Below are 24,030 nucleotides of genomic sequence, written 5' to 3'. Positions count from 1 at the left end.
TCAGCCTCCCTCGCGTGGCCATGCGGCCAGAACGACCACAATAACCATAGACAGCGCCATGCCCTTATTGATCAGAGATTGCGTGCGGTCCGAAAGGTCCAGCTTTTTCAGCGAGACCCCGGCCCAGAGCCAGGCCAGATGCACCGGGATCCAGATCGCGTTGATGGCGACGAACTTCAGCACTATCTCCATACTCTGGTTCTCGGCCATGAAATGGAAACCGGAGAACAGGGTCGTGTTCACCGCATAGGCCTTCGGATTGATGAGTTGCAGGCCGAAGCCGCCGATCACGCCTGGTGCGCTCTGGCGCTCCACAAAGGCGATTTTCGAACCTGCCCAGCCGATCCGGAAAGCCAGGTAGAGCAGATAAACAACCGAGCCGTAGAGCAGGACGGGCCCGAGGATCGGGTTTGCCAAGACAATTGCTGCAATCCCCGTGACCACAAGAATGGCCACCGCGTTCGTGCCAAGAAACAACCCGATCAGGAACCGTGCCCCGGACGCAAAACCGTATCCCGCGCCGATGCCCGCCGTTGTCAGCACCCCAATTCCCGGCGTGATGAGCAAAAAGAAAATTGCCGTGACGAAAGACAGCATGAGAACTCGGAAGATAAAGGGCGGGACGACTCTGACCGGAAGACTATCCGCATCCCCAAGACTGTCAAATGCTTCAGCATCAAGCGCCCCAAGCTTGAATCAACCCTGAGGATGCATCTTGACTGAAAAGCATACCTCCCATGCAGACGCGTTTAGGCAAATTAACGGCTTCTTTAACTTCCGCCGATAAATTGAAAGTCCTATTTGGGAGTGAGAAAACCAATGACCAAGCTTCACATAATCATCTTTGGCCTCGTTCTGCTGGCATCCTCGCTTGCTGCTCCGTCACAAGCCTCTGCCCTTACCCTGGCGGAGAAAGCATCGATCCAGGCTTCCATGCAGCGCCATGTAGACGGGCAACTCGTTGATGGCGCCCTGCTCTATCTGGAGCAGAAGACAGGAGACGTTCAGCGCCTGCACCCCGTGACAGCACACCCCATGATCCTGACCATGGGCGATCACTACGTCCTCTGCTTCGACTACCGGGATGACAATGGCAAGAACGTACCCGTTGACTATTACATGGCGCGCCGGGATAGCGCGTATGTGGTGTTCCACACGGCTGTTGCCGACCGGGTTTTGTTGAAGCGCCTGATGGCGGACGGAAAGGTCGCAAGGTTGCGCTAAGGCGCACGACCTTGCACATCCGGGTGACATGAAATGAACGCCAAGCTGGCACTGCTGAAACGCCTGAAAGTCAAGTTGCTGGCAATTGTCGGCGTAGCTTTTCTCGCGCTCATCGTGCCTGGCGTTTGGATTCTGCTTGTGACAACCTCGCTTTCGGACGAGGAAATGCTGGCAACCCGGATCGGAAATCTGGCGGCCCGCACCGCACTCGCAATTGACCGTCACCAGGCCTATGGCAGCCCATTCCTGGCACGTGACCTGCTCTCTCCTTTGGCTGCGGACCGGGCATTCCTATGCGCCGAGCTGTCCAGGAACGGACGCACTCCAGTAGCCGCTCTCCCGTCTTCGCAGGGCTGTCCAACTGATCTCGAAGGCCTCGAAATCAATATCCCCGTCTCCACCCAGCAAGGCTGGGAGCTGCGCGTTCTCTTCACCGACGCGGAACTGCACGCACAGCGGCACTTTGAATACATGCTGGGCCTTTCGGCCATCGGCGTCGCTTTTCTCGCGGCCATGATCGCTGTCGCGGCGGGATTCACGTTCCTCGTGGAACGGCCATTGTCGCGATTGCTGGCCGCCATCCGAAATTCGTCTGAAAGCGGCGAGCTGCAAACTGTGAACTGGCGGGGCCGCGATGAGATGGGACTGGTGGTGCGCGCCTATAATGCAATGGTCGAACGCGAACGTCAGCGCGATCAGGCATTGGTGAATACGAACGAAGAACTGCGCCGTTCAGAAGCTGATCTGAATAACCTGAACCGACAGCTGGAAGATCGTGTCACCGACCGCACGCGTGAACTGGAACTGGCAAAGAAATCTGCGGAGTTCGCCAACTTCTCCAAAACCCGGTTCCTGCGCGCCATGAGCCATGAGCTGCGCACCCCGCTAAATGCGATCATCGGCTTTTCCGATATCATGGTGCAGGGCACCCTCGGAAAGCTGGAGAACGACCGTTACCGGGAGTTCTCCGGGGACATCCGGGATAGCGGGCGCCATCTTCTGAAGATCATCAACGAATTGCTCGACATCGCCCGGATTGAGGCGGGGCAGGATACGCTCGAGGAAGAGATCATCAGCGTCAACGTGCTGATGATGGAGTGCATTCGGTTGGTAAGTCCCCTGGCCAAAGAGCGCTCCATCACATTGCACAATTCCGAGATCGACCCCGAGTTGGTGCTTGATGTGGATGCTACAAAAGTGAAGCAGGTGCTACTCAACCTGATCGGCAATGCTGTAAAATACACACCGAATGGCGGCAGCGTTCACGTCGCCGTGACGTTGCGTCCACGCCACGGCGATCCGCGCAGAGGCGGGATCGAGTTCCACATCCGGGATACCGGAAAAGGCATGTCTGCGGACCAGATCCCGCAAGCAATGGCCGCTTTCGAGCGCCTGGATAACGAGATTACAGCCTCCCAGAGCGGCACCGGCCTCGGCTTGCCGCTTGCCCAGATGATGATCGAACTGCATGGCGGCTCGCTCACTCTCGAAAGCGAAGTGGGTGTCGGAACCACAGTCTCCGTCTGGCTGCCGGCCACGCGCGTGGGCTATATGCGGTCCGCGCTCAACGACATCCCGCCGGTTCAGAAAGCGGGCTGATTCCACTCCAGCGACGCACACATGCCGTATCGAATGTCCCCGAGCCACATAACCCGCGCATCCCCTCTGCGACAAGGTGCCGCTTTGTTGGACTGCCGGCCTTCACCTAGGAAGGTCGAATGCGTTTTCCGGGAGTTCCACACCGCGCCGTCCTGACGCGCTTCCTGATCCTCAGCCTGACCCTTCAGCTGTTGATCCCGACGGTTTTCGCTTCCATTCAAGGCGGGGCGGGGCAACGGGCATCTGACTATCCCTTTCGCACGGCCGTCATCTGCACCGCCAAGGGCCTGGTCCGGATCTCCCTAGACGAGCAGGGTAATCTCGTCAAAAACGACGATAAAGAGCCCAGTTCGGCCGTCACTCCGGACTGTATCTATTGCAGCCTGGCCAACAGCGTTCTGCCATCTCAGGCGCAACAGCCGGGCCCGGCCGGGCTCCTGGCAGGCACACGCTGCCAAACCCCGCTCGTTGACGCCGAGCTTCCCCGGGCGGCGCACCATGCGAGCAGTCTGCAACCCCGTGCGCCTCCACGCCGTCAGGCGTGATTTAGCACACGGCGCCTGACGCCACGCTTCACGCCGCTTCTTTCAGAAATCCAGGACAGACCCAATTCGCCGGCCTCATGCGCCGGACGAAGACAGCTGTCATTTGAAAGATTCCGACCATGCGAGGAACCATGGCACAGACAATGACTCTCAAATTCCTGCGTACCGCCGCACTCGCGGCCCTGTTCGCAGCACCATCCCACGCAACATTCGCGCAACATGCCAATCATGACGCAAAACACGGCATGGCCATAGACGGGCACGGGCACGAGCATCCGTTGCCGATCGGCGTCATGGGTGCACGCACACCGATGAAGGGCCGCTTCATGCTCGGCGCCCGCGTCATGCAGATGAAGATGGACGAGTTGCTGCAGGGCTCGAACGAAATTACGCCGGAAACAGCGGCAGCCAGCGTCGCCAATCCCTTCGCGCCACCCGCGACCGTGCGCATGGTACCGACCGAGATGGAAACCAGAATGGCCATGGTCAGCGCGATGTACGGCGTCACCGACACTCTCGGCGTGATGGCCATGGTGCCCTATATCGAGAGGGACATGACAATGGTCACCTTCTCCGGCATGTCGGGCACGACGCGGCGGGGCCAGAACAGTGCCTCCAGCTCGGGGATCGGAGACGTCAAGGTCGGCGCGGCCTATACGCTCTACAAGGAAGGCATGCACCGGATTACCGCAGCCGGCGCCGTCAGCCTGCCTACGGGCAGCATCGAGGAAACCGGCCGCATGCTGATGCCGACCGGCATGTACACGACCCGACGTCTGCCCTACGGCATGCAGCTCGGCTCCGGTACCGTCGATTTCCTGCCCGGCATCACTTATTCCGGTGCCGCCGGCGCCATCTCATGGGGTGCCCAGTACAAGGCCGTTCTCCGTATGCAGTCCGAGAACTCCGAGGAGTACCGCCTCGGCAACATCCACCGCGTGACCGGCTGGGTCGGCTATCGGTTCACCGACTGGTTCCAGGCGACTGCGCGGATCAATGCCCGGACCGAAGGGAAAATCCACGGCCAGGACCCGAATATCAGCGGTGCGGCCATTGGCGCCAATCCGGACAATTACGGGAGCGACCGGATCGGCGGCCTGCTCGGCTTCAACATCACTCCGGGGAATGGCGTCAGAATTGGTGCGGAGGCTGGCCTGCCCCTCTATGAAAAGGTCAACGGCACCCGCCTCGGCGCGAGCTGGAGTGCCCGGCTCGGTGTCACCTATATGTTCTAGGCAGGTAATCTGCTGATGGGCTCAGCAGGCTCCCCTCCCGGTATGGACCTCGGAGGGGGGCCTGCCGCCCGACAGACGTTCAGGCACGCGCATCCAGCATCTCGTAAATCGCCCCCATCGCGGTCAGATAACCGCGCGGGCCGAGACCGCAGATAACCGCTGTCGCCGCTGCCGACAGCAGGGAATGCTCGTGCAGCTTGTCACGGGCATGAATGTTGGAGATGTGCAGCTCGATCTTCGGACCCTCAAATATTTTCAAAGCATCGAACAGCGCGACCGAGGTGAAGCTGTAGCCCGCCGGGTTGATGATCAGGCCGTCGGCCTCATCCTCGGCCTGCTGGATCATTTCGATCAGCTCGCCCTCATGGTTGGTCTGCTTGAATTCCAGCGGGCCTCGGGCCGCTTCCCGGCACCATCCCTCGATTTCGCCAAGCGTCGTGTAGCCATAGAACTCCGGCTCGCGCTTGCCGAGCTTGTTCAGGTTCGGCCCGTTCAGGATATGGAGCTTGTGTGTCATGGCGTTTCGCCTCCCTCTTGTTTTCTTGCGCGCCCTCCCGGCGCGTATTTCTTGTGCGCCGCCCGGCGCGGCGGCCCAAGTAACGCGGCTTTGATGTCATCCAGCAAGAGAAGGTGTCGGACGGTCTCGAGTTTTTTCACATACCGCGCATATGATCTTCTGGCGGTAATTGTGAGATCACTCCCAGGGAGGGACGAGATGGACACGTCGAAAATCGATCCGCGTATCTACGCACTTTATGATCAGTATTGTCACAGCAGCATGAAGCGCCGGGAATTCCTGAAGCGGGCCTCCACCATCGCCGTGATCGGCGGCTCCGGCCTCGCCATGGCCGAGGCGCTGTTGCCGAACTATGCGGCGGCACAGACCATTTCCTTCACCGACCCCCGGATCAAGGCAACCTACGAGACTTACGAATCACCCGGTGGAAACAGCGGTGAGATGCGGGGCTATCTGGTGCAGCCGTCAGGCGACGGGCCATTTCCCGCCGTCCTGGTGATCCATGAGAACCGGGGCCTCAACCCGTATATCGAAGACGTCGCCAGACGGGCCGCCGTTGCCGGCTTCCTGGCCTTCGCACCGGACGGGCTATGGCCGGCCGGCGGATATCCCGGCAATGACGATGACGGCAAGGTCCTGCAGGCCGGCCTCGACCGGGCCAAGATCCATGTCGACATGCTGAACGGCGCCAAATTCCTGAAATCGCATCCGCTCTCGAACGGCAAGCTCGGCGCCACCGGTTTCTGCTTCGGCGGTGCGGTGGTGAACTATCTCGCCGTAGAAATGGGCGATGATCTCAACGCCTGTGCTCCGTTCTACGGACGTCAGCCGGCGGATGCGGATGTCGCCCGGATCAAGGCGCCGCTAATGGCTCATTACGCGGAAGAGGACCCCCGCGTGAATGCCGGGATCGAGAATTTCGAGGCCGCCCTCAAGGCAAATGGCGTCGACCACGAGATCCACATCTATCCCGGCACCAATCACGGCTTCCACAACAATTCGACGCCCCGCTACAACGAGACGGCCGCTAAACTCGCCTGGGAGCGGACGACAGCCTTCTTCGACAAACATCTAGCCGGGTAACGCTGACACCGGAGATCGTGCAGACCAGCCTGCACCTCAGTCGATGGCCGGAGCGACAGGGAGGGTGAAGCTGACACGGGTCCAGGCCCCTTCCTGGCTTTCGATCAACAACTCGCCCCCCATCTCTTCGGCGAGGAGACGGCAGATCGCGAGACCGAGCCCCAATCCCTCGGCAGACCCCGACCAGTGATCGCCGACCTGCACGAAAGGCTTTCCGAGGTCGGCGATCCGATCGGCGGGAATGCCAAAGCCATTGTCCTCGACGCTGATCGAAAGGAAATCGCCCTTCCGCGCCACTTCGATCTTGATCAGGCCACCGTCTTGAGTGAACTTTGCCGAATTGGACACTAGGTTGAGGATCACCTGCTGAACCGCTGTTTCGTCACCGATCACAAGCGGCAAGTTCGGTTCCAGATGCTTTTGCAGGCTTTGCTTCCGGCGCTCCGTTTCGGGCGCCATAAGCCGCGCGACAAAGTCCACGACGACAGAAAGGTCAAGTCTCTGACGGGCCAGAGTGGCACCGTCACGTTCGATACGCGCAATATCCAGAAGGCCGTTCACCAGGTAAAGCAGATGTCTCCCCGCCTCGTTGATATCGGAGAGATAGCCTGCCTTTCTTTCCTTGCTCCACCGATCAGAAATCTGCGTCTGCAGCATTTCGGAGAAGCCAATTATGGCGTTCAGCGGCGTTCTGAGTTCATGGCTCAAGGCGGCGATGAACCTGCGCTTGACATCGTTTGCATCCTGCAAAGCAACAAGCTGCTCCCGGATCTGCCGGTTCTTTTCCTCCACTTCCATTTCCCGCAGACGGAGAGCCGTAATGTCGGTGACGATCGCGACTGCAAGCCTGCCTTCCGACGTCTGCGTCGGCGATAGCACAATCCTGATCGGGATCACTGAACCGTCACGCCGATGTCCGTCGACGACCCGCCCTTCCATCATCTCGTGCAAAGTATCCTTGCCACGACTGAAAAAACTGTGCGCCAGCTGGTCGTGTACTTCCGCGGGAACCAGGACGAGTTCGCTTACAGGGAGGCCAATGATATCGGAGGCTGCCCATCCGAATATTCGCTCGGCGGCGGGGTTGAAGCTGCGAACTATCAGGTTGCCGTCAACCGCTATGATTCCGTCTGGAACAGCTTCAAGAATTGCCCGCAGCCGGTTCCAGTGATTTTCTTTTTCGATACTGCTTCGATCACCCTCCATGACCATTTCGTTGATCGATTGCACGAGCGCATCAATCTCATCCCCACAGTCAACGGAAACCGGCCCGCGATCGAGATCTAGTCTGCGCGGCGAGGCTCCGTCACCGAGACCACGCAGGAAAGCCGCGATCCGCGCAAGGTGACGCGTCACCAGATGGCGGAACAAGTGATACATGAAGATCGTCACAAAGAAGGTCTTGACGCCGTTGCTGATCAGGATGACCCAGACCTGATTCCAGAGGCGGTCATAGACTCCGTCTAAGGAGGCCGCGACCTGCAAGACCCCGAGATGAACACTCTTCTCGTTGTAAACCCAGTCCAGCGGAATCTCGACGATTCGGCTATCACTGCCGTTCTCCAGCCGATTTCCGACCTCGAACTCGGTCACTCCTTTCGCGTCCTCGATCCCCGCCCAGACGATGTCACGCATGCGCAAGATGCCATCGAGCTGCGTCATCACTTGCGGCCGGTCAAGCAGCCAGACACTTTGCGCGATACCGTTCTTGAAGCTGGCTCTTGTTAGGTCGAACTGGCTGTCGATCAGTCCTACATCGATAACGTAGCCCCGATACAGCTGTATCACGGTCGTCACAACGGTGATTCCCGAACTGAATATCACCAGAAACAGAATGATCCGTTTTCCGATCGAGGAGATCGGTTTCCTTTGCCTGGCAAGGTTGATCGTGGATTCAGCCATACGCCCGTTGTTCACCTGCCGGTCTCCAACCTATTGCCGGGCCAGATGTGCCAGTGTTTCCTCGAAAATCTTCTGGTAACTTCCGTCCGCCTTCATGTCCCGCAATGCCCGGGCAGCCGGCTCCGCAAGGTCCCTGTGCCTGACATTCAAGACAAAATAGTGCGGTGCCCGCGCAAGCGGTGGTTCGAGGAGATGAATTCCCCGGAGCCCCATATCCCGGACCTGCTGCAGTCCGCCCCAGCGATTATAGATGACGAGATCGACCCGCCCACGATCGAGGAGCTCGAACAATTGCGGACCATCAGCCGCCAGAACCACCGATTTCGCGTCCCTGACATTCCGCTCGAGGATCTTCCATCCGTTGACATAGCCCACATTGTAGGGAGCGAGACTTGTCCAGTCGCTGGGAACAAAACGGGCATTGCGCGTGAAGACCACAAAATCGCGCACAAACGCCTCTTCGGGAATTTCAACTATTCCCGGGAAGTTTTTGAGGACTCCCTTCACCCTTCCCAGCGCACCGTCGTCAAGTCCATCGTTGAGATTGATCAACGCACGCTCTGCAGGCACGAACCGAACCTCAACGTCACGTCCGATGCGGCGGAACATTTCCTTGGTCAGCCGGTCCTCGAAGCCCGTGTTCTCGTCATTCGAGAAAGGCATTCCTACCGAGGCGCTGAACCGAATTTTTTCCGCTTCCGCAAGCCCCTGTTCGGAGAAACAGAAAACCAGAGCAATGAATGCCGGCAGCGCCACCCGAAAGAAACTCTTTGCCATGTTCACTCGGCTTCCCTTTCAATCTTTGATCGCGCAGCCGAATTGCCGCAATTTCGCCGATGCGTGGCGCGCTGATCCTCCTTGGCTGATTCGGCTACAGGATGCGCATAGCGCACCATTCAATCAACCATTAGCATTTATTTGCACACCACCCTGTTCAACCAGCACTGCTACTTCGAGTTACGAAAATCAGTAGAAAACAAGCTCAAATCTCGAATAATTTGCGAAAAATCAGAGTCTTACCATCCAACACAGACTTCCCTGAACAATACGCAGGAAAACCTCTCATTAAGGCCCAGGGTAACGGCTCGCGATCTCGGTACCGGTCTCAACAAGGAGCTCGATCATCCGTTTTTGCGATGCGGTCGGTCGCCAGTTGCGGCGAATAGCCAAGCCAATCTGTCGGGGCGCCGAAGGCGCACGAAAATTCAGCTGTGTCAGAATATCGAGCGATTGCTCATGCCAGACCTGATGGGCCGAGATCAAAGCCACGGCATCACTGTCCGTCAGAATGCCCCGGATCAGGATAAGAGAGCTGGCCTCAACGACATTTGTCGGACGCAGTTCGGGGCGATCCTCAAACATCCTGTCAAAATTGCTTCGGGTCGGCGCGCCGGGGCGCGGCACGATCCAGCTGAAATTCGACAGATCTTCCAGCGTGATCTCTGTACGTGCTGCCAGCGGATGGCCCGGCCGCGCCACCAGCGCCAGCCGGTCCTCGAAAAGCGCCTGCTGTTCGATATCCGCGACCCCTTCCGGCGCTCTCAGGGCACCGATCAGCATATCGATCTCGCCATAGCGCAAGGCATCGACCAGGGTGTCATATGGGCCGTCCACAACGCTCAGATAGGCATCCGGGCGTTCATCGAGGAAGGCGTTGATGGCGCGCGGCAACAGATAGGTCCGGGCGAGCGGCAGGGTGCCGATCCGGACCCGCGCGGTATCCCGACCACTCCATGCCGCGATATCCTCCAGCGCCTGCTCCAGCTCTTCGAAGGCAAGGGCCGCGTGCCGGGCCAGCCGGTCGGCCGCCCGGGTCAGCACAACCCCGCGCGAGACCACCTCGAAGAGCGCGATCCCGGCATCCTTCTCTAGGCTCCGGGCCATGCGGTAGAGCGCCGACTGGGACATGCCGATCAGACGCGCGGCCCGTGAGAAGCTGCCGGTCTTCGCCACCGCCAGAAGCGCACGCAATTGGGCGGCCGTGATCCGTCGCCCGACCACGCCAGCTGACCCGCCGTTCGGTCCGCTTGCCGGTTTTGCCCCCCGGCGCACGGCCGGCCCTGTCCCTTCTTCAATATGCTGGATCGCCCGTTCGGCCCGCAGACGGAACAGCTCTCCTGGCTCGGTCAGCAGCAAGCCCTCGGTTGTCCGTTCGAACAGCGCCACGCCAACCTGCATTTCAATTTTGGCAATCGCCTGCGTTACGGCGGGTTGAGAGAGGTGAACCCGGCGCGCTGCGCCACTGATGCTGCCGAGCGCGGAAACTTCGCAAAAGGCCCTCAGATGGCGAATGTTGATGCGATTAACGTCCATGAGACGGTCAGCCTTTTATATGCCGGGAAATCAGTATGCATAAATCTTATACAGCTTGGCGCCGTTTGAAATTGGATGATCCGCATACGCGGATCATAGTTGGGGGAATTTCCCAGTTGAGAGGCGAGAAATGGCAGGAAACAAGACCGCGCTGGTCATCAGCGCCCATGCGGCAGACTTTGTCTGGCGCGCGGGCGGCGCAATCGCGAAGCATCAGACCCTCGGTTACGACGTCACCGTCGTCTGCCTGTCCTACGGAGAACGCGGCGAGTCCGCCAAGCTCTGGAAAGAAAGCGGCATGACGCTGGAGAAGGTCAAGGCCGCGCGCCGGATCGAGGCGGAGAATGCCGCAGTAGCCCTCGGCGTGCACGATATCCAGTTCATGGATCTCGGCGACTATCCGCTGATTCTGGAGCGCGACGACAAGTACAAGCTGGTCGACATCATCCGCGAGGTGCAGCCGAGCTTCATGATGTCCCACTCGCAATATGACCAATACAATACCGACCATATGTACACGACCAGCATTGCCCTCGAAGCGCGGATGATCGCGCAGGCCTGGGGCCATAATCCGGGCGAAAAGGTGCTCGGCGCGCCGCAGCTCTACCTGTTCGAGCCGCACCAGACCGAGCAGATGGGCTGGAAGCCGGACACGTTCCTCGACATCACCGATGTCTGGGACAAGAAGCGGGCCGCCATCGAGTGCATGGAAGGCCAGGAGCACCTCTGGGACTATTACACCAACGTGGCGGAAAATCGGGGCAACCATTTCCGGCGCAATTCCGGCGGTCAGTCCGGCGGGCGACCGGCACGCTATGCCGAGGGTTTCCAGTCGGTCTTCCCGCGCACCGTTGACGAGTTGTAATCATGAGCGAGCCCTGTTTTGACGTCGCCCATCTCGGCCATGTCGAACTGCTTACGGACAAGTTCGAGGAAAGCCTGAACTTCTTCGTGAACATATACGGTCTGACCGAGAGCGGCCGGGACGCGGACTCCGTCTATCTCCGCGCTTTTGACGATTACGAGTTCCACACACTGAAACTTACGCGCTCCGACACTACCGGCGTCGGCCATATCGGCTACCGGACAAGCTCTCCCGAAGCGCTGGAGCGGCGGGTCAGGGTGATCAAGGAGATGGGCTGCGGTATCGGCTGGGTCGAAGGCGATCCCGGCCATGGCCGGGCTTACCGCTTCACCGACCCGGACGGCCATATCTTCGAGCTCTATTACGACACGAACAAGTATATCGCTCCGCCGGAGGAAAAGTCGGCGCTGAAGAATATCGCCCAGCGCTTCCACGGGCGCGGTGTCGGCGTCCGCAGGCTGGACCATTTGAACCTGCTGGCGACAAATGTCGAAGCGATCCGGGACTTCATGCAGCAAGCTCTCGGCTCCCGCGTTACCGAGCAGATCATGCTCGACAGCGGCACCCTTGCCGGGTGCTGGTTCACGGTGAACAACAAGACTTACGACATCGCCTATACGCAGGATCATACCGGGGTCAAAGGCCGATTCCATCATGTGACTTACGCGGTCGACCAGCGCGAGGAGATCCTGCGCGCCGCCGATATCTTCCTGGAAAACGGCGTCTACATCGAAACCGGCCCGCACAAACACGCGGTTCAGGGCACCTTCTTCCTGTACGTCTACGAGCCCGCCGGCAACCGCGTCGAGGTCGCCAATGCCGGCGCCCGCCTGATCCTGGCGCCGGACTGGGAGACCGTCACCTGGACGGAAACCGATCGTAAAAAGGGACAGGCCTGGGGCCTGAAAACAATCCCGTCGTTCCACACCCACGGAACACCGCCTGTTGCAGAAGGAAGTCACTGATGGCCGTCGTCGTCCAGAATATCGAGCGGGCCGATCCCGCGATCATCAAGGCTCTCGGCGAATGCGGGGTTGCCTCCGTGCATGAGGCGCAGGGCCGCAAGGGGCTGCTCGCTTCCTATATGCGGCCGATCTATTCCGGTGCCGCCATCGGCGCCTCGGCGGTCACCATTCTGGCCCCGCCCTGCGACAACTGGATGATCCATGTCGCCATCGAGCAGCTGCAGCCGGGCGACGTGATGGTGATGGCCACCACCTCGCCGTCCGACGCGGGATATTTCGGCGATCTGCTGGCCACCTCCGCGAAAGCCCGCGGTGCCGTAGGCATGGTGCTTGATGCCGGGGTCCGGGACGTGCGCGACTTGACCGAGATGGGCTTCCCTGTCTGGTCCAAGGCCATCGGCGCCCAGGGCACGGTGAAGGAGACACTCGGCTCGGTGAACGTGCCCGTGGTCTGCGCCGGGGCTCAGGTCAATCCGGGTGACGTCATCGTTGCCGACGATGACGGGGTCTGCGTGGTCCGTCGCGAGGAAGCGGCCGAGGTGCTGGAAAAAACCCGCGCCCGGATCGCGCTCGAGGAAGAGAAACGGCAGAAGCTCGCAAGCGGCGTGCTCGGCCTCGACATGTACGACATGCGCGGCAAGCTGGCTGAAAAGGGCCTGAAATATGTCTGACGGCATCCGCGCCATGTGGATGCGGGGCGGAACATCGAAGGGCGGCTATTTTCTCGCTCCCGATCTGCCGGCCGATACGGCCGAGCGAGACCGGTTGCTGCTCCGGATCATGGGCTCGCCCGACCCACGACAGATCGACGGGCTTGGCGGCGCCGATCCGCTGACCTCAAAGATCGCCGTGGTGAAACCGTCAGAGCGTCCGGGGATCGATGTCAATTATCTGTTCCTGCAGGTCTTCGTCGATCAGGCCATCGTCACGGACGCCCAGAACTGCGGCAATATCCTGGCCGGTATCGGCGGTTTCGCCATCGAGCGGGGGCTCGTACCCGCGCGGGACGGCAAGACGCCGGTGACGATCTTCATGGAAAATACTGATCAGACCGCAGTCGCCGTGATCGAGACGCCGGGCGGGCAGGTCCGCTATGACGGCAACGCCCGGATCGACGGCGTGCCGGGCACCGCGAGCCCGGTCGAGATCACCTTCCGCGACACTGCGGGGAGTACCTGCGGCGCCCTGCTGCCGACCGGCAATGCCGCCGATATGATCGATGGAACGGAAGCCACCCTGATCGATAACGGCATGCCTTGCGTGATCCTGCGTGCGGTGGATCTCGGCATTTCCGGGACCGAAACGCGGGAAGAGCTGGAAGCCAATGACACTCTGAAGGCACGGCTGGAGGCGATCCGGCTGCAAGCCGGCCCGCTGATGAATCTCGGCGACGTCACCGACAAATCCGTGCCGAAGATGACCATGCTGTCTCCACCGCAGTCCGGCGGCGCGATCTCGACACGCACCTTCATCCCGCATCGCTGCCACGCCTCCATCGGTGTGCTCGGCGCGGTCAGCGTCGCCACTGCCTGCCTCATCGAAGGCGCGGTCGGCTCGGAGATGGCAGTGATCCCGGAAGGCGCCCGCAAGAGCATGCCGATCGAGCACCCGATCGGGGAGACGACGGTCATTGCAGAGACGGATGAGACGGGAAGCGTTATCGCCTCCGGAATTTTACGGACCGCCCGGAAGCTTTTCGACGGTATTGTGTTCCCATAAGAAACTGAAAATCCCTTCCTACGGAAACGCACCATGACACAACGCATCACTTTCATCGGCTTCGGCGAAGCCGCCACGGCCTTTGTCGGCGGCTGGACGGACGTCCCCGATATCCGCGCCTTCGATATCAAGACGGATGACGAAGCCGAGCGCCCGACCCTGCTGTCCCGCTATCAGGAACATGGCGTCGCAGGACGGATGAGCCCGGCCGAGGCCGTGCAGGACGCGGACCTCGTCTTCTGCGTTGTCACGGCGGACCAAGCGGCGATCGCCGCCGGAGCCTGTGCCAAGTATCTGAAGCCGGGTGCACTCTGGCTCGACATGAACTCCTGCGCCCCATCGACGAAGAAAAATGCCGCCGAGGTCATTGAGGCAGCCGGTGCACGCTATGTTGATGTCGCCGTCATGGCACCGGTATACCCGCTGCAGAACCTTGCGCCCCTGCTGCTGGCAGGACCACACGCCGCCGAGGTCGAACCTCTGCTGAAAGCGCTGCCGATGTCGCCGCGTGTCGTCGACGGTCCGGTCGGCTCCGCCTCCTCGATCAAGATGATTCGCTCGATCATGATGAAAGGCATGGAAGCGCTGACCGCCGAATGCGTCCTCGCCGCCGTGCGCGCGGGCGTCGACGACGAGGTCCTGTCGTCACTGCAAGCGAGCAATCCGGACTTCGATTGGCGCGCCCGCTCGGCATACAATTTCGAGCGATCTCTCGCCCACGGAATTCGCCGGGCCGCCGAGATGCGCGAAGTGGTCAAGACCGTCGCCGATCTCGGTTTCTCACCGGACATGGCGAGCGCGACCGTCACGTGGCAAGACCGCATGGGAACGCTCAACCTCGGAAACGAGGTGAAAGACGATCAGGACTATCGGGAAATCGCTGAGAAGGTGCTGCACAAGCTCGATAATTCCGGCTAGACCATTAACTCTTCCGGCAGATCAGAGCGAAGGATAGCTAATTTGTCGCACCACCTATCGGTTTATACCGTTAGATTTCCCGCTCAATGCTCTAATATTAACCAAACTGGACGTTGCACCGTTTGGCGCGCCCGGTCGGTTTTGAGTATTTCATCTGGCAAGGAGCCTCAGCAATGAACAGAGCTAGCCTCTTCCTCGCTGCCGTCCTTCTCACGCTTGGTCTTTTGGTTCCGGCGCAATCTCACGCCATGGAAACAATCGCTAAAGAGCTCGGCGGCTTCAGCGAGTCGATCGTGATCCACGACTCGAAAACCAAGAAAACCTGCCGCATCGAGAAGGAAATCGAGGCCTATCAGGATCATCTGGAGGCCAAACTGAACGGCCTCGGTTTGGACAAGAACGCGGACTCTCCGCTCGCCGCTGTCCTGCTGATCAGCAATGAATCCTTTGCTCTGGCAGGCAGCCATTGCGCGATCCATGTGGATCTGTCCTTCCAGACCCGCATCCCGGCGGAAATGTTCACCCGCCTGTCGGACGCCCAGCGCGCGGCGCTGAACCGGATCGGATCGTCCCTGCCGGTGAAAGTCTGGAGCGCATCTGCCATGTCTGTCGTGCCGCTCACCCAGCCATCCTCCGGCGGCGAGAGCGACATGGCCCAGAAAGCCGTCATCCGCCTGATTGACGCGATCGTCGACCTGCTCCAGAAGCAGCGCGGCTAAGCACCTCTACGCCGCATCGGGCGTACCGCGCCCGATGCCATCTGCCTTCCTGCCCAACCTTGATTCCGAAGAAATTTCAGCGCCTTGTCCATTTGCGTGCAACTTGGCCAAGCGTTGCTCTGCGGCATGCAATGCATAAAACTTATCGCTATGGCCGGTATTGAATTTGAACAACACTTGCCATCTGTGAAAACTCGCGTCAATGAGTGCCGCATCGCGTGATGGCGGATGAACTCCTGTCGAAGAAGCGGAGTCATCGGATGCGGAAATTTGCTGCGACAAATTGTATACAAAAATTCAGGGAGGAAGATTGATGGCTTGGAAAACACAGTTGCGAACTATTGCCGCGGGTGCGGCCGTCGCAACACTCGGCGCCTTCGCGCAGGGGCAAGCGGCCGACGCCGCCGACCTCGATCTCAGCGGAAAAACAGTCAATTTCGTCATCCCCTTCTCGGAGTCGGGCGGCTCCGCGAAATGGGCAAACTTCTATGCGCCACTGCTGAGCGAAGCCCTGCCGGGCAAGCCGACCGTGGCCGTCAAGTATATGCCTGGCGCCGGCTCTACGAAGGGCGCGAACTGGTTCCAGAAACAGAGATACGATGACGGAACCACGATCTTCGGCTCTTCGGGCTCGACGCAGTTTCCCTACATGCTCGACGATCCGCGTGTCCGCTATGACTACAACGACTGGAACGTCGTGCTCGCCTCCGGCGTCGGCGGCGTTGCCTATCTGCCACCGGATATCGCCAAGAAATTCGACGGCGATGCGGACGACCTGAAGGACATCAATTTCATCTGGGGCTCCCAGGGTGCGACACGGCTCGATCTGGTGCCGCTGCTGGCTTGGGAAATGCTCGGCATGAAGGTGGAGCCGGTATTCGGCATCAAGGGCCGCGGCGCAGGCAGGCTGATGTTCGAGCGTGGCGAAGCCAATATCGACTACCAGACATCCCCGGCCTATCTGAAAGCCGTGGTGCCGCTGGTCAAGGACGGCAAGGCCGTGCCGATGATGAGCTGGGGCGTCCTCGACGCCAATGGCGACATCGTCCGCGATCCGACCTTCCCGGACATGCCGACCTTCAAGGAAGTCTGTGCAGCGACGGCGGCATGCGAAACATCCGGCGATGCGTGGGAAGCCTGGAAAGCCTTTTTCATTGCCGGTTTCCCGGCGCAAAAGATGGTGTTCCTGCCGCAGGGTGCTCCGCAGGAAGCCCTCGACACCTATCAGAAAGCCTTCGAGGCGGTGATCGCACGGCCCGACTTCAAGAAGCTGTCGGAAGCCCGCCTCGGGATCTATCCGCAGCTGACAGGGAAGCAGGCGGAAGCGACACTGAAGCTCGGCACCCAGGTCGATCCGAAAGCGAAAGCCTTCGTGAAGAGCTGGTTGAATGAACGCTACGGCGTGAAGCTGAACTGATCAGGCTTATGGAAGCGCCCCCGGACCAATGCGTCCGGGGGCGCTTCAACCTTATTTCTCCAGGGACTTGGACATGGACCTGATTTCAACGGCGCTGCCCGCTCTCGGGGACGCCTTTGCCTTGATTCTGCATCCGGAGCAGATCGGCTTTCTGATCCTGGGCGTTGTGCTCGGCCTGTCCGTTGGCGTTTTCCCGGGGCTCGGCGGCATCGCCGGGCTGTCCATGGTCTTGCCGTTCATCTTCGGCATGGACCCGGTCTCGGGCCTCGCCCTGATGGTCGGGCTGATCGCTGTGATCCCGACTTCGGACACTTTCGCCAGCGTATTGATGGGAATCCCCGGCTCCTCCGCCAGTCAGGCAACTGTGCTGGACGGCTTCCCTCTGGCCAAGAAAGGCGAAGCGGCGCGGGCACTGTCGGCGGCTTTTGCCTCCTCACTGTTCGGCGGATTGCTTGGCGCCGCTGTACTCACTGTCTTTATCCTGGTCGCCCGGCCGATCGTGCTCGCTTTCGGTTTGCCCGAAATGCTGATGATCACCGTTCTCGGCCTGTCCGTAGTGGCAACGCTTGCCGGACGCGTGCCGCTGAAGGGTATCGCGGCGGCGGGGCTCGGCCTGATGGTCGGCACCATCGGCGAGGCCGGTGCGGGCGGCAGCCTCAGGATGTCGACCTACGATGTGCCGTATCTGATCGATGGCCTGAGCCTGGTCATCGTTGGCCTCGGCACCTTCGCCATTCCCGAAATCATCGGCCTGCTGCGGCACGACCGGCCAATTGCCGGATCGGATAGCCTCGGCGCCGGATGGGCAGCCGGCGTGCGCGACTGGTGGAAGAACATCTGGCTGTCGGTGCGCTGTTCCGTGATCGGCGTGATCGTCGGCATCATTCCGGGGCTTGGCGGCTCTGTCGTCGACTGGATCGCCTACGGTCACACCGTCCAGTCTTCCAAGGACAAATCCAAATTCGGCTCCGGCGATATCCGCGGCGTGATCGGCCCGGAATCCTCTAACAACGCCAAGGAAGGCGGCGGGTTGGTGCCGACCATCATCTTCGGTATTCCCGGCAGTGGCTCGATGGCCATCTTCCTCGGCGGTCTCGGCCTGCTCGGCTACGACGCCGGCCCGCAGCTGATCCAGTACGAGCTCGACATCACCTACACGATCATGTGGTCGCTCGCCCTGGCAAATGTCATCGGCGCCGGGCTCTGCATCATGCTGTCCGGCACCATCGCCCGGCTGACCACGATCCGCTTCACCTTGCTCGCCCCTTTCCTGTTCATGATGATCGCCTTCGCGGCCTTCCAGTCCCGTCAGGATCTGGGCGACCTCGTCAGCCTGTTTGCCGTCGGCCTGCTCGGTATCCTGCTGCGCCGGTTCGACTGGTCCCGGCCAGCCTTCCTGATCGGCTTCGTGCTCTCTCACCAGACCGAGAATTTCACCAACATGGCCAATCAGGTGGCCGGGGCGAAATTCCGGGTCGGGCTGGAACAGGGTTTCAGCTATATCGCCTCACCGATCGTGCTGGTCATCCTCGCGCTCACCGTGCTTTCCGTCGTGATCGGCATTCGCCAGGCGAAGCAAATCCTGCCCGAAGGCGCCGTCAAGACCGGCAAGAAACGGGCACCGATGATCTTCCTGCTGGCCGTCACCGCCTATCTTGCCGTCGCCTGGGTCGACGCGCTCAGCATCGACCTGATCAGCGACAAGATCTTCCCGTTGACCATTTCGTCCATCACGCTGGTCTGCTGCCTGCTGTTGTTCATCCAGATGATGCGTTCGCCGGAAACGGATGCCGTCTTCGCGGACAGGGAGGCGGCCGGGAACGAGGATCACACGGGCGCCGGGCTCTGGGGCACGCTTGCCTGGTTCGCCGGCCTTCTGGTGCTGTCCAGTCTGTTCGGCTTCATACTGGCGCTGGCAATCTTCCTTGTGGCGTTCCTCGCGATCCGGGCCCGGCTCAAATGGCCTCGGGTTCTCCTTCTCAGTGGAGCGGGGATCCTCCTGATCTGCGTCATGGCCTATTCCCTGAACAGGGATTTTCCGCCCGGCTTGCTGCAAGACATGGTTCGTTTGCCTTGGCCGTTCGCCTAGCCGACTCGAAAGCTTTCAAGCAGATGGTTTCGGGTATTTCGGAATCCGGCAGCCTTTCCGAAAGACTCTCGTCGCCCGCAGCTGGCAACGGGTTTTGGTGCGCCGCCATATTCGATTTTTGAATAGGCTACGCAACGTTTGAATTTCGGTGACCGGGACTTCGCTGATACCTTCCGGAGCATGAACGAGCCCGTGAGCTGGCTCCGAATGACCGGAATTTGTTGGAGATTGGCCGGATTTTAATAACCACGGCTCGAAAATTAGAATAATTATAGAAACGTGGGAAAATCGCACGGTTCACTTAAGAGCGAATTCCAAGCCGGTCCTGAGCCGGTAGATCATCTGGGAGGTGACAATGAAACTCAATATCGTAAAGACCGCCATCGCAGCGGCGGCCCTGCTCTCCACTTCGGTCGTGGCGCAAGCTGCCGAAGTGACCCTGACAATGTCCCATTTCCTCAGCCCGAAAGCTCCGCCGCACGCCAAGTTCCTTGAGCCCTGGGCGCGGAAAATCGAGGCTGAGTCGAACGGACGCATCAAGATCGAGATCTTTCCGTCCATGACCCTCGGCGGCAAACCGCCGGAGCTCTATCGACAGCTGCGTGATGGCGCGGCCGACATCGTCTGGACCCTGACCGGCTATACGCCGGGCGTCTTTCCCCGTAGTGAGGTCTTCGAGCTGCCGGACGTCCATGGCGGTTCTGCCAAGGCGACGACCCTGGCCATTCAGGACAATTTCGGCCTGATCGCCGATGACTTCAAAGACATCAAACCGCTTCTGGTTCACGTTCATGCTGGGCAGGCAATCCATCTCGTGAACGGCTGTATTGATGGCGCCCAGGATCTCAAGGGCATGAAGCTCCGCACGCCGTCGCGGACCGGTGGCTGGATGATTTCCGCCTGGGGTGCCGAACCTGTCGGCATGCCGGTACCTGCGCTGCCGCAGGCCCTTTCGAAAGGCGTCGTCGACGGCGCCCTGATCCCGTTCGAGATCGTTCCGCCCTTCAAGGTGCATGAGCTGACCAAATGTTCCGTCGTCGGTGCCAATGGCAGCCGCTTCGGCACTTCTGTCTTCCTGTTCGCCATGAACAAGGACCGCTACGACAGCCTTCCGGCGGACCTCAAGGCGATTATCGATGCGAATTCCGGTATGGCCATCGCCGGACAGGCAGGCGCGCTCTGGGATGAAATCGAGGCCCCTGGTCAGATGCTTCAGAAGAAGACCGGCTCCCCGGTGAAGGAACTCGATCAGGCCGCAACCGATGCCTTTGCCAAGCTGGGCGGAGCGGTCACGGCGAAGTGGGTCGAGGAAGCCGGTAAAGCCGGCATCGACGCCGATGCTCTGGTCAAGGCCGCCAAAGCGTCCGTCGCCAGCCACTCCAACTGATAAGACTTCCCGTACCATGAACGGCGGGACGCCCTCGGCGTCCCGCCGGCATTCTGGAGAATCGCGCGGTGAAACTGATCGACCGGCTGGCCTCAAACTGGGCCCTCCTCGGAGGCGTGCTGGTTTTTGCAATCATGATCGTCACATCGGTCAATGTCGGGGCCTTCGGCCTGGATCGTATTGCCCGCATGTTCGACGCTAACGTGTCCGGCCTGCCGGGATATGAGGACTTCGTGCGCCTCGCCATTTCCTGCGCCGCCCTGATGTTCTTCCCCTATTGCCAGCTGCGCCGCGGCCATGTGGTGGTCGATCTTTTCGCCTCCTCCTTTCCAGCCGCTTTCGTTCGTCTCCTTGACCGTCTCTGGCTCGTCATCATCACCCTTCTGGCGTTGTCGCTGCTATACTGGATGATCCTCGGAATGCTGGAAACATATGCGGACAACGCCTTGTCGCCGGTTCTGGGCTGGTCGGAATGGCCCTTCTATGTACCCGGTATCGTTTCCTTGTTCTTATGGGCCCTGACGGCCGGATTTCAGGCCATCAAGGGGTTCGAAGATGCTTGATCGCGAAACAATCGGCCTGATCGGCTTTGCCATCCTCTTCGTCCTTCTTGTCTTCCGGGTTCCCGTTGGCCTCGCCATGATCATGGTCGGCGTCGGCGGCAATTTCGCGCTCTCGATCATCGCGCCCTACCTGCGGTTCGAGCCCTATCTCGCCCAGTTCAAGACCCTGCTCTGGGGGACCGTCGCCAATTACTCCCTTTCGGTCGTGCCGCTCTTCATCCTGATGGGCTATCTCGCCAGTCACTCGAAGCTGAGCCGTGATCTTTTTCAGGGCTTCAACGCGCTGGTCGGGCATTTCCGCGGCGGCGTCGCCATGGCGGCGATCGGCGCCTGCGCCGGGTTCGGCGCGGTCTGCGGCTCCTCATTGGCGACCGCATCGACGATGGGCCGCGTGGCCCTGCCGGAACTCGAACGGCTGCGCTACGCGCCGAAACTTGCAACGGGAACTCTGGCCGCCGGCGGAACGCTCGGCATCCTGATCCCTCCCTCCGTCGCCCTGGTGATCTACGCCATCATCGTCGAGGCATCCATCATCCAGATGTTCCAGGCGGCGATCATTCCCGGCCTGCTGGCGGTGCTCTTCTTCATCCTGGTGATCGCTGTGATGGTCCGCCTGAAACCGGACCTGGCGCCTCAGGTCGCCGTCATGACTCCGACCGAAAAGAGGCGCGCCCTGCTCCGCCTCGTTCCGGTCGTATTGATTTTCGGCTCCATCATTCTCGGTCTCGGGATCGGCCTCTTCACCCCGACACCGGCCGCCGCCGTCGGCGCAATGGCAATCCTGCTCTATGGTCTCGCGCTCCGGTTTAAGAGCAAAGATGCCGGGCTATCTCTCACGGGCATCAAGTCCTCCGTCCTCGATACGGCCGTCACCAGCGGCATGATCTATTTCATCCTGTTCGGCGCCGAGGTCCTGAAAGGCTTCTTTGCCCGCGCCGGATTGCCGGCGGCGATGGCGAGCTGGGCGACGGATAGCGGTGTCGATCCGTGGGTATTGATGGTCCTGTTGCTGATGATGCTCATCGTGCTTGGCTGCTTCATGGACTCACTGGCCATGATCCTGGTCGTGGTGCCGTTCTTCTGGCCAGCCCTGGTGGAAGTCAATGGCGGGGACTACGCGACCGCCGCCACGGCCGCCTACGGGCTCGGCCTCGAGGATCTGAAAATCTGGTTCGGCATTGTCGCGCTGGTCGTTGTCGAACTCGGCCTGATCACGCCACCGGTCGGACTCAATGTCTTCATCATCGCGACGATGGCGCGCGGCATCCGGATGGGAGAAATCTTCGCCGGTGTGATGCCGTTCTTTGGCATCGAGATTGTCCGGATTGTCATCCTGCTTCTGCTGCCCGGTCTCTGCCTGTTCCTGCCTCACGCATTGTCCGGAGGCTGATTGCTCAAGGGGTTACTGACAGGTCCGGCACAGAATTGGCCGCGCCCTATCAAATCAAGAAACGAATGAGGAAACGCAGCAATGATCCCTGAAAACTGGGATAAGGAGACCGACGTCGTCATCGTCGGATTTGGCGGCGCCGGTGTCGCGGCGGCAGTATCGGCCCATGATCTCGGCTCCAAGGTCATGATCCTGGAGAAGGCCCCCGAAGGCCTGCATGGCGGCAACACGCGGGTGGCGGCTCAAGGCTATCTCAACGTTTCGTCCAAAGACGACGCCATCGCCTATCTCACCGCGCTGTGCGGCCCCTACAAGGTGCCGGAAGAGATGATCCGCGTCTGGGCCGACGAAATGGCCGTCAATAACGAGTGGCTGGCCGGGCTCGGCGGCGATCCGCAGGAACACCAGCATCCGCCGGCGGGCATCGAGTTTCCGGAACTGCCCGGCGCGCAAAGCTCCCACAAGTTCCATGACGGCCCGAAGCTCGGCTATGGGCTGACCTGGGATCGGTTCGAGAGCTTCGTGCTGGAGCGCGACATCCCGGTCCTCTACGAGACGCCGGGCCGCGAGTTGATCCAGCACCCGGAGACGAAGGAAATCCTCGGCGTCCGGGCGGAGCAGGACGGCAAGAGCATCCTGATCAAGGCCCGCAAGGGCGTCGTGCTGACCTGCGGCGGGTTCGAGAACAATCAGGAGCTGATCCGCACATACCTGACAGGCGTTCCCTACTGCTATCCGTCAGGCAGCCCCTACAATGAGGGCGACGGCATCCCGATGGCCCAAGCGGTCGGCGCGGATCTCTGGCACATGAACAATTTCGCCGGTCCCTCGATGGCGCTGAAGGTGCCGGAATTCCCGGCCACCCTGTCGATGCAGCCGCTGCATTTCTCCAAGGAATTCCCCGGCGGCATGATCGTCGTCGGACCGGACGGCAAACGCTTCGGGGACGAGAAGTTCAAGACCCGGCACGGCAAGGTGCCGGTGAACGGTGTCTGGAAGGCGCTGCAGGTGCCCTGCCCGATGTTCATGATCTTCGACCAGCCGCTGATGGCAGCGGGACCGCTTTACAACAAGGAGCCGAACCGGGGCTGGACGGCGATGATGGATCGCTATGACTGGAGCGAAGACAATTCCGTCGAGCTGGAAAAGGGCTGGATCCGGAAAGCGGAGAGCATTGCGGAGCTTGCCGGTATCATCGGCGTGGATGCCGCTGCGCTGGAAGACACCATCGCCCGTTGGAACGCGGGGGCGAGTAACAACGAAGACCCGGAATACGGCCGCAAGCTGATGCTGTCGCCGTTCTCCGAAGGCCCTTTCTACGCCATCGAACTCTCCCCCTCGATGATCAACACCCAGGGCGGGCCACGGCGGAACGAACGGTCGGAAATCCTGCGCCCGAACGGCGAGAAGATTCCGCGCCTCTACAGCGCGGGCGAGCTCGGCTCGATCTATAGCTATCTCTATCAGGGCACCGGCAATATCGGCGAATGCCTCGGCTTCGGCCGGATCGCCGGCCGCAATGTCGCGGCTGAGACGCCCTGGGACTGACAGACCTCCATGCCTCAAACAACAGAGCGGAG

The 24,030-nt window shown here is 60.5% G+C and carries 22 protein-coding genes; 17 read left to right on the top strand and 5 right to left on the bottom strand.

Going from position 1 to position 24,030, the window contains the following annotated elements:
• Window positions 1-597, bottom strand: coding sequence for a LysE family translocator (locus tag K328_RS0115315; protein WP_028466723.1), 597 nt, complete (start codon window positions 595-597; stop codon window positions 1-3).
• 222 nt (window positions 598-819) lie between these two features.
• Between K328_RS0115315 and K328_RS0115310 the strand changes: the two genes are divergently transcribed.
• From K328_RS0115310 to K328_RS24285, 4 genes are all read left to right on the top strand, one after another.
• A complete protein-coding gene (locus K328_RS0115310) occupies window positions 820-1,224 on the top strand; it encodes a hypothetical protein (protein ID WP_028466722.1) in 405 nt (134 codons plus the stop codon).
• A gap of 33 nt (window positions 1,225-1,257) precedes the next feature.
• Window positions 1,258-2,823, top strand: coding sequence for a sensor histidine kinase (locus K328_RS25930; protein WP_051284963.1), 1,566 nt, complete (start codon window positions 1,258-1,260; stop codon window positions 2,821-2,823).
• 119 nt (window positions 2,824-2,942) lie between these two features.
• Complete coding sequence (locus K328_RS0115300; RefSeq protein ID WP_028466721.1) at window positions 2,943-3,368, top strand: DUF2946 family protein; 426 nt, start codon at window positions 2,943-2,945, stop codon at window positions 3,366-3,368.
• Between the two features lie 131 nt (window positions 3,369-3,499).
• On the top strand, window positions 3,500-4,603 hold the full coding sequence (locus K328_RS24285; RefSeq protein WP_051284962.1) for a transporter: 1,104 nt from the start codon (window positions 3,500-3,502) through the stop codon (window positions 4,601-4,603).
• A 79-nt stretch (window positions 4,604-4,682) separates the two neighbouring features.
• Here K328_RS24285 and K328_RS0115290 read toward each other — a convergent pair whose 3' ends face one another.
• Window positions 4,683-5,120, bottom strand: a complete 438-nt coding sequence (locus tag K328_RS0115290) for a type II 3-dehydroquinate dehydratase (protein ID WP_028466720.1) — start codon at window positions 5,118-5,120, stop codon at window positions 4,683-4,685.
• Between the two features lie 198 nt (window positions 5,121-5,318).
• Here K328_RS0115290 and K328_RS0115285 point away from each other — a divergent pair, with 198 nt between their 5' ends.
• The gene (locus K328_RS0115285; protein WP_028466719.1) at window positions 5,319-6,203 is read left to right on the top strand and encodes a dienelactone hydrolase family protein; all 885 of its coding nucleotides are present in this window, start codon (window positions 5,319-5,321) and stop codon (window positions 6,201-6,203) included.
• Window positions 6,204-6,239: 36 nt separating this feature from the next.
• On the opposite strand, the gene K328_RS0115280 is transcribed toward K328_RS0115285, so the two are convergent.
• The 3 genes from K328_RS0115280 to K328_RS0115270 all read right to left on the bottom strand — a co-directional run bounded on the left by K328_RS0115280 (window position 6,240) and on the right by K328_RS0115270 (window position 10,418).
• A complete protein-coding gene (locus K328_RS0115280; RefSeq protein ID WP_156901388.1) occupies window positions 6,240-8,120 on the bottom strand; it encodes an ATP-binding protein in 1,881 nt (626 codons plus the stop codon).
• A 15-nt stretch (window positions 8,121-8,135) separates the two neighbouring features.
• The gene (locus tag K328_RS24280; protein ID WP_051284961.1) at window positions 8,136-8,882 is read right to left on the bottom strand and encodes a substrate-binding periplasmic protein; all 747 of its coding nucleotides are present in this window, start codon (window positions 8,880-8,882) and stop codon (window positions 8,136-8,138) included.
• A 288-nt stretch (window positions 8,883-9,170) separates the two neighbouring features.
• Window positions 9,171-10,418, bottom strand: coding sequence for a LysR family transcriptional regulator (locus K328_RS0115270; protein ID WP_028466717.1), 1,248 nt, complete (start codon window positions 10,416-10,418; stop codon window positions 9,171-9,173).
• Between the two features lie 130 nt (window positions 10,419-10,548).
• Between K328_RS0115270 and K328_RS0115265 the strand changes: the two genes are divergently transcribed.
• The 12 genes from K328_RS0115265 to K328_RS24270 all read left to right on the top strand — a co-directional run bounded on the left by K328_RS0115265 (window position 10,549) and on the right by K328_RS24270 (window position 23,998).
• Window positions 10,549-11,283 carry a PIG-L deacetylase family protein gene (locus K328_RS0115265; protein ID WP_028466716.1) on the top strand — a complete coding sequence of 245 codons (735 nt, stop codon included), beginning with the start codon at window positions 10,549-10,551 and terminating at the stop codon, window positions 11,281-11,283.
• Window positions 11,284-11,285: 2 nt separating this feature from the next.
• Entirely contained in the window at window positions 11,286-12,248 is a 963-nt protein-coding gene (locus K328_RS0115260) for a catechol 2,3-dioxygenase (protein ID WP_028466715.1), read from the top strand.
• Window positions 12,248-12,919, top strand: coding sequence for a 4-carboxy-4-hydroxy-2-oxoadipate aldolase/oxaloacetate decarboxylase (locus K328_RS0115255; RefSeq protein ID WP_028466714.1), 672 nt, complete (start codon window positions 12,248-12,250; stop codon window positions 12,917-12,919). The genes K328_RS0115260 and K328_RS0115255 overlap by 1 nt, the downstream gene beginning before the upstream one ends.
• Window positions 12,912-13,967: a 4-oxalomesaconate tautomerase gene (locus K328_RS0115250; protein WP_028466713.1), complete on the top strand. Its 1,056-nt coding sequence runs from the start codon at window positions 12,912-12,914 to the stop codon at window positions 13,965-13,967. The genes K328_RS0115255 and K328_RS0115250 overlap by 8 nt, the downstream gene beginning before the upstream one ends.
• Window positions 13,968-14,000: 33 nt before the next feature.
• Complete coding sequence (locus K328_RS24275) at window positions 14,001-14,885, top strand: DUF1932 domain-containing protein (protein ID WP_036554562.1); 885 nt, start codon at window positions 14,001-14,003, stop codon at window positions 14,883-14,885.
• Between the two features lie 173 nt (window positions 14,886-15,058).
• Window positions 15,059-15,604, top strand: coding sequence for a hypothetical protein (locus K328_RS0115240; RefSeq protein WP_028466712.1), 546 nt, complete (start codon window positions 15,059-15,061; stop codon window positions 15,602-15,604).
• 313 nt (window positions 15,605-15,917) lie between these two features.
• Window positions 15,918-17,021 carry a type 2 periplasmic-binding domain-containing protein gene (locus K328_RS0115235; RefSeq protein ID WP_036554560.1) on the top strand — a complete coding sequence of 368 codons (1,104 nt, stop codon included), beginning with the start codon at window positions 15,918-15,920 and terminating at the stop codon, window positions 17,019-17,021.
• Between the two features lie 73 nt (window positions 17,022-17,094).
• Window positions 17,095-19,110 carry a tripartite tricarboxylate transporter permease gene (locus K328_RS0115230; protein ID WP_028466710.1) on the top strand — a complete coding sequence of 672 codons (2,016 nt, stop codon included), beginning with the start codon at window positions 17,095-17,097 and terminating at the stop codon, window positions 19,108-19,110.
• Window positions 19,111-19,465: 355 nt separating this feature from the next.
• Window positions 19,466-20,497 (top strand): TRAP transporter substrate-binding protein, encoded by a 1,032-nt coding sequence (locus K328_RS0115225; protein WP_028466709.1) that lies wholly within the window; start codon window positions 19,466-19,468, stop codon window positions 20,495-20,497.
• A 68-nt stretch (window positions 20,498-20,565) separates the two neighbouring features.
• Complete coding sequence (locus tag K328_RS0115220) at window positions 20,566-21,060, top strand: TRAP transporter small permease (protein ID WP_028466708.1); 495 nt, start codon at window positions 20,566-20,568, stop codon at window positions 21,058-21,060.
• On the top strand, window positions 21,053-22,450 hold the full coding sequence (locus tag K328_RS0115215) for a TRAP transporter large permease (protein ID WP_028466707.1): 1,398 nt from the start codon (window positions 21,053-21,055) through the stop codon (window positions 22,448-22,450). The genes K328_RS0115220 and K328_RS0115215 overlap by 8 nt, the downstream gene beginning before the upstream one ends.
• 81 nt (window positions 22,451-22,531) lie before the next feature.
• The gene (locus K328_RS24270; protein ID WP_051284960.1) at window positions 22,532-23,998 is read left to right on the top strand and encodes an FAD-dependent oxidoreductase; all 1,467 of its coding nucleotides are present in this window, start codon (window positions 22,532-22,534) and stop codon (window positions 23,996-23,998) included.
• Window positions 23,999-24,030: the final 32 nt, after the last annotated feature.

Source organism: Nisaea denitrificans DSM 18348 (assembly GCF_000426505.1).
Taxonomy (GTDB): Bacteria; Pseudomonadota; Alphaproteobacteria; order Thalassobaculales; family Thalassobaculaceae; genus Nisaea; species Nisaea denitrificans.
The sequence above is the reverse complement of the archived record's forward strand: the minus strand, read 5'-3'. Positions and strand labels throughout refer to the sequence as shown.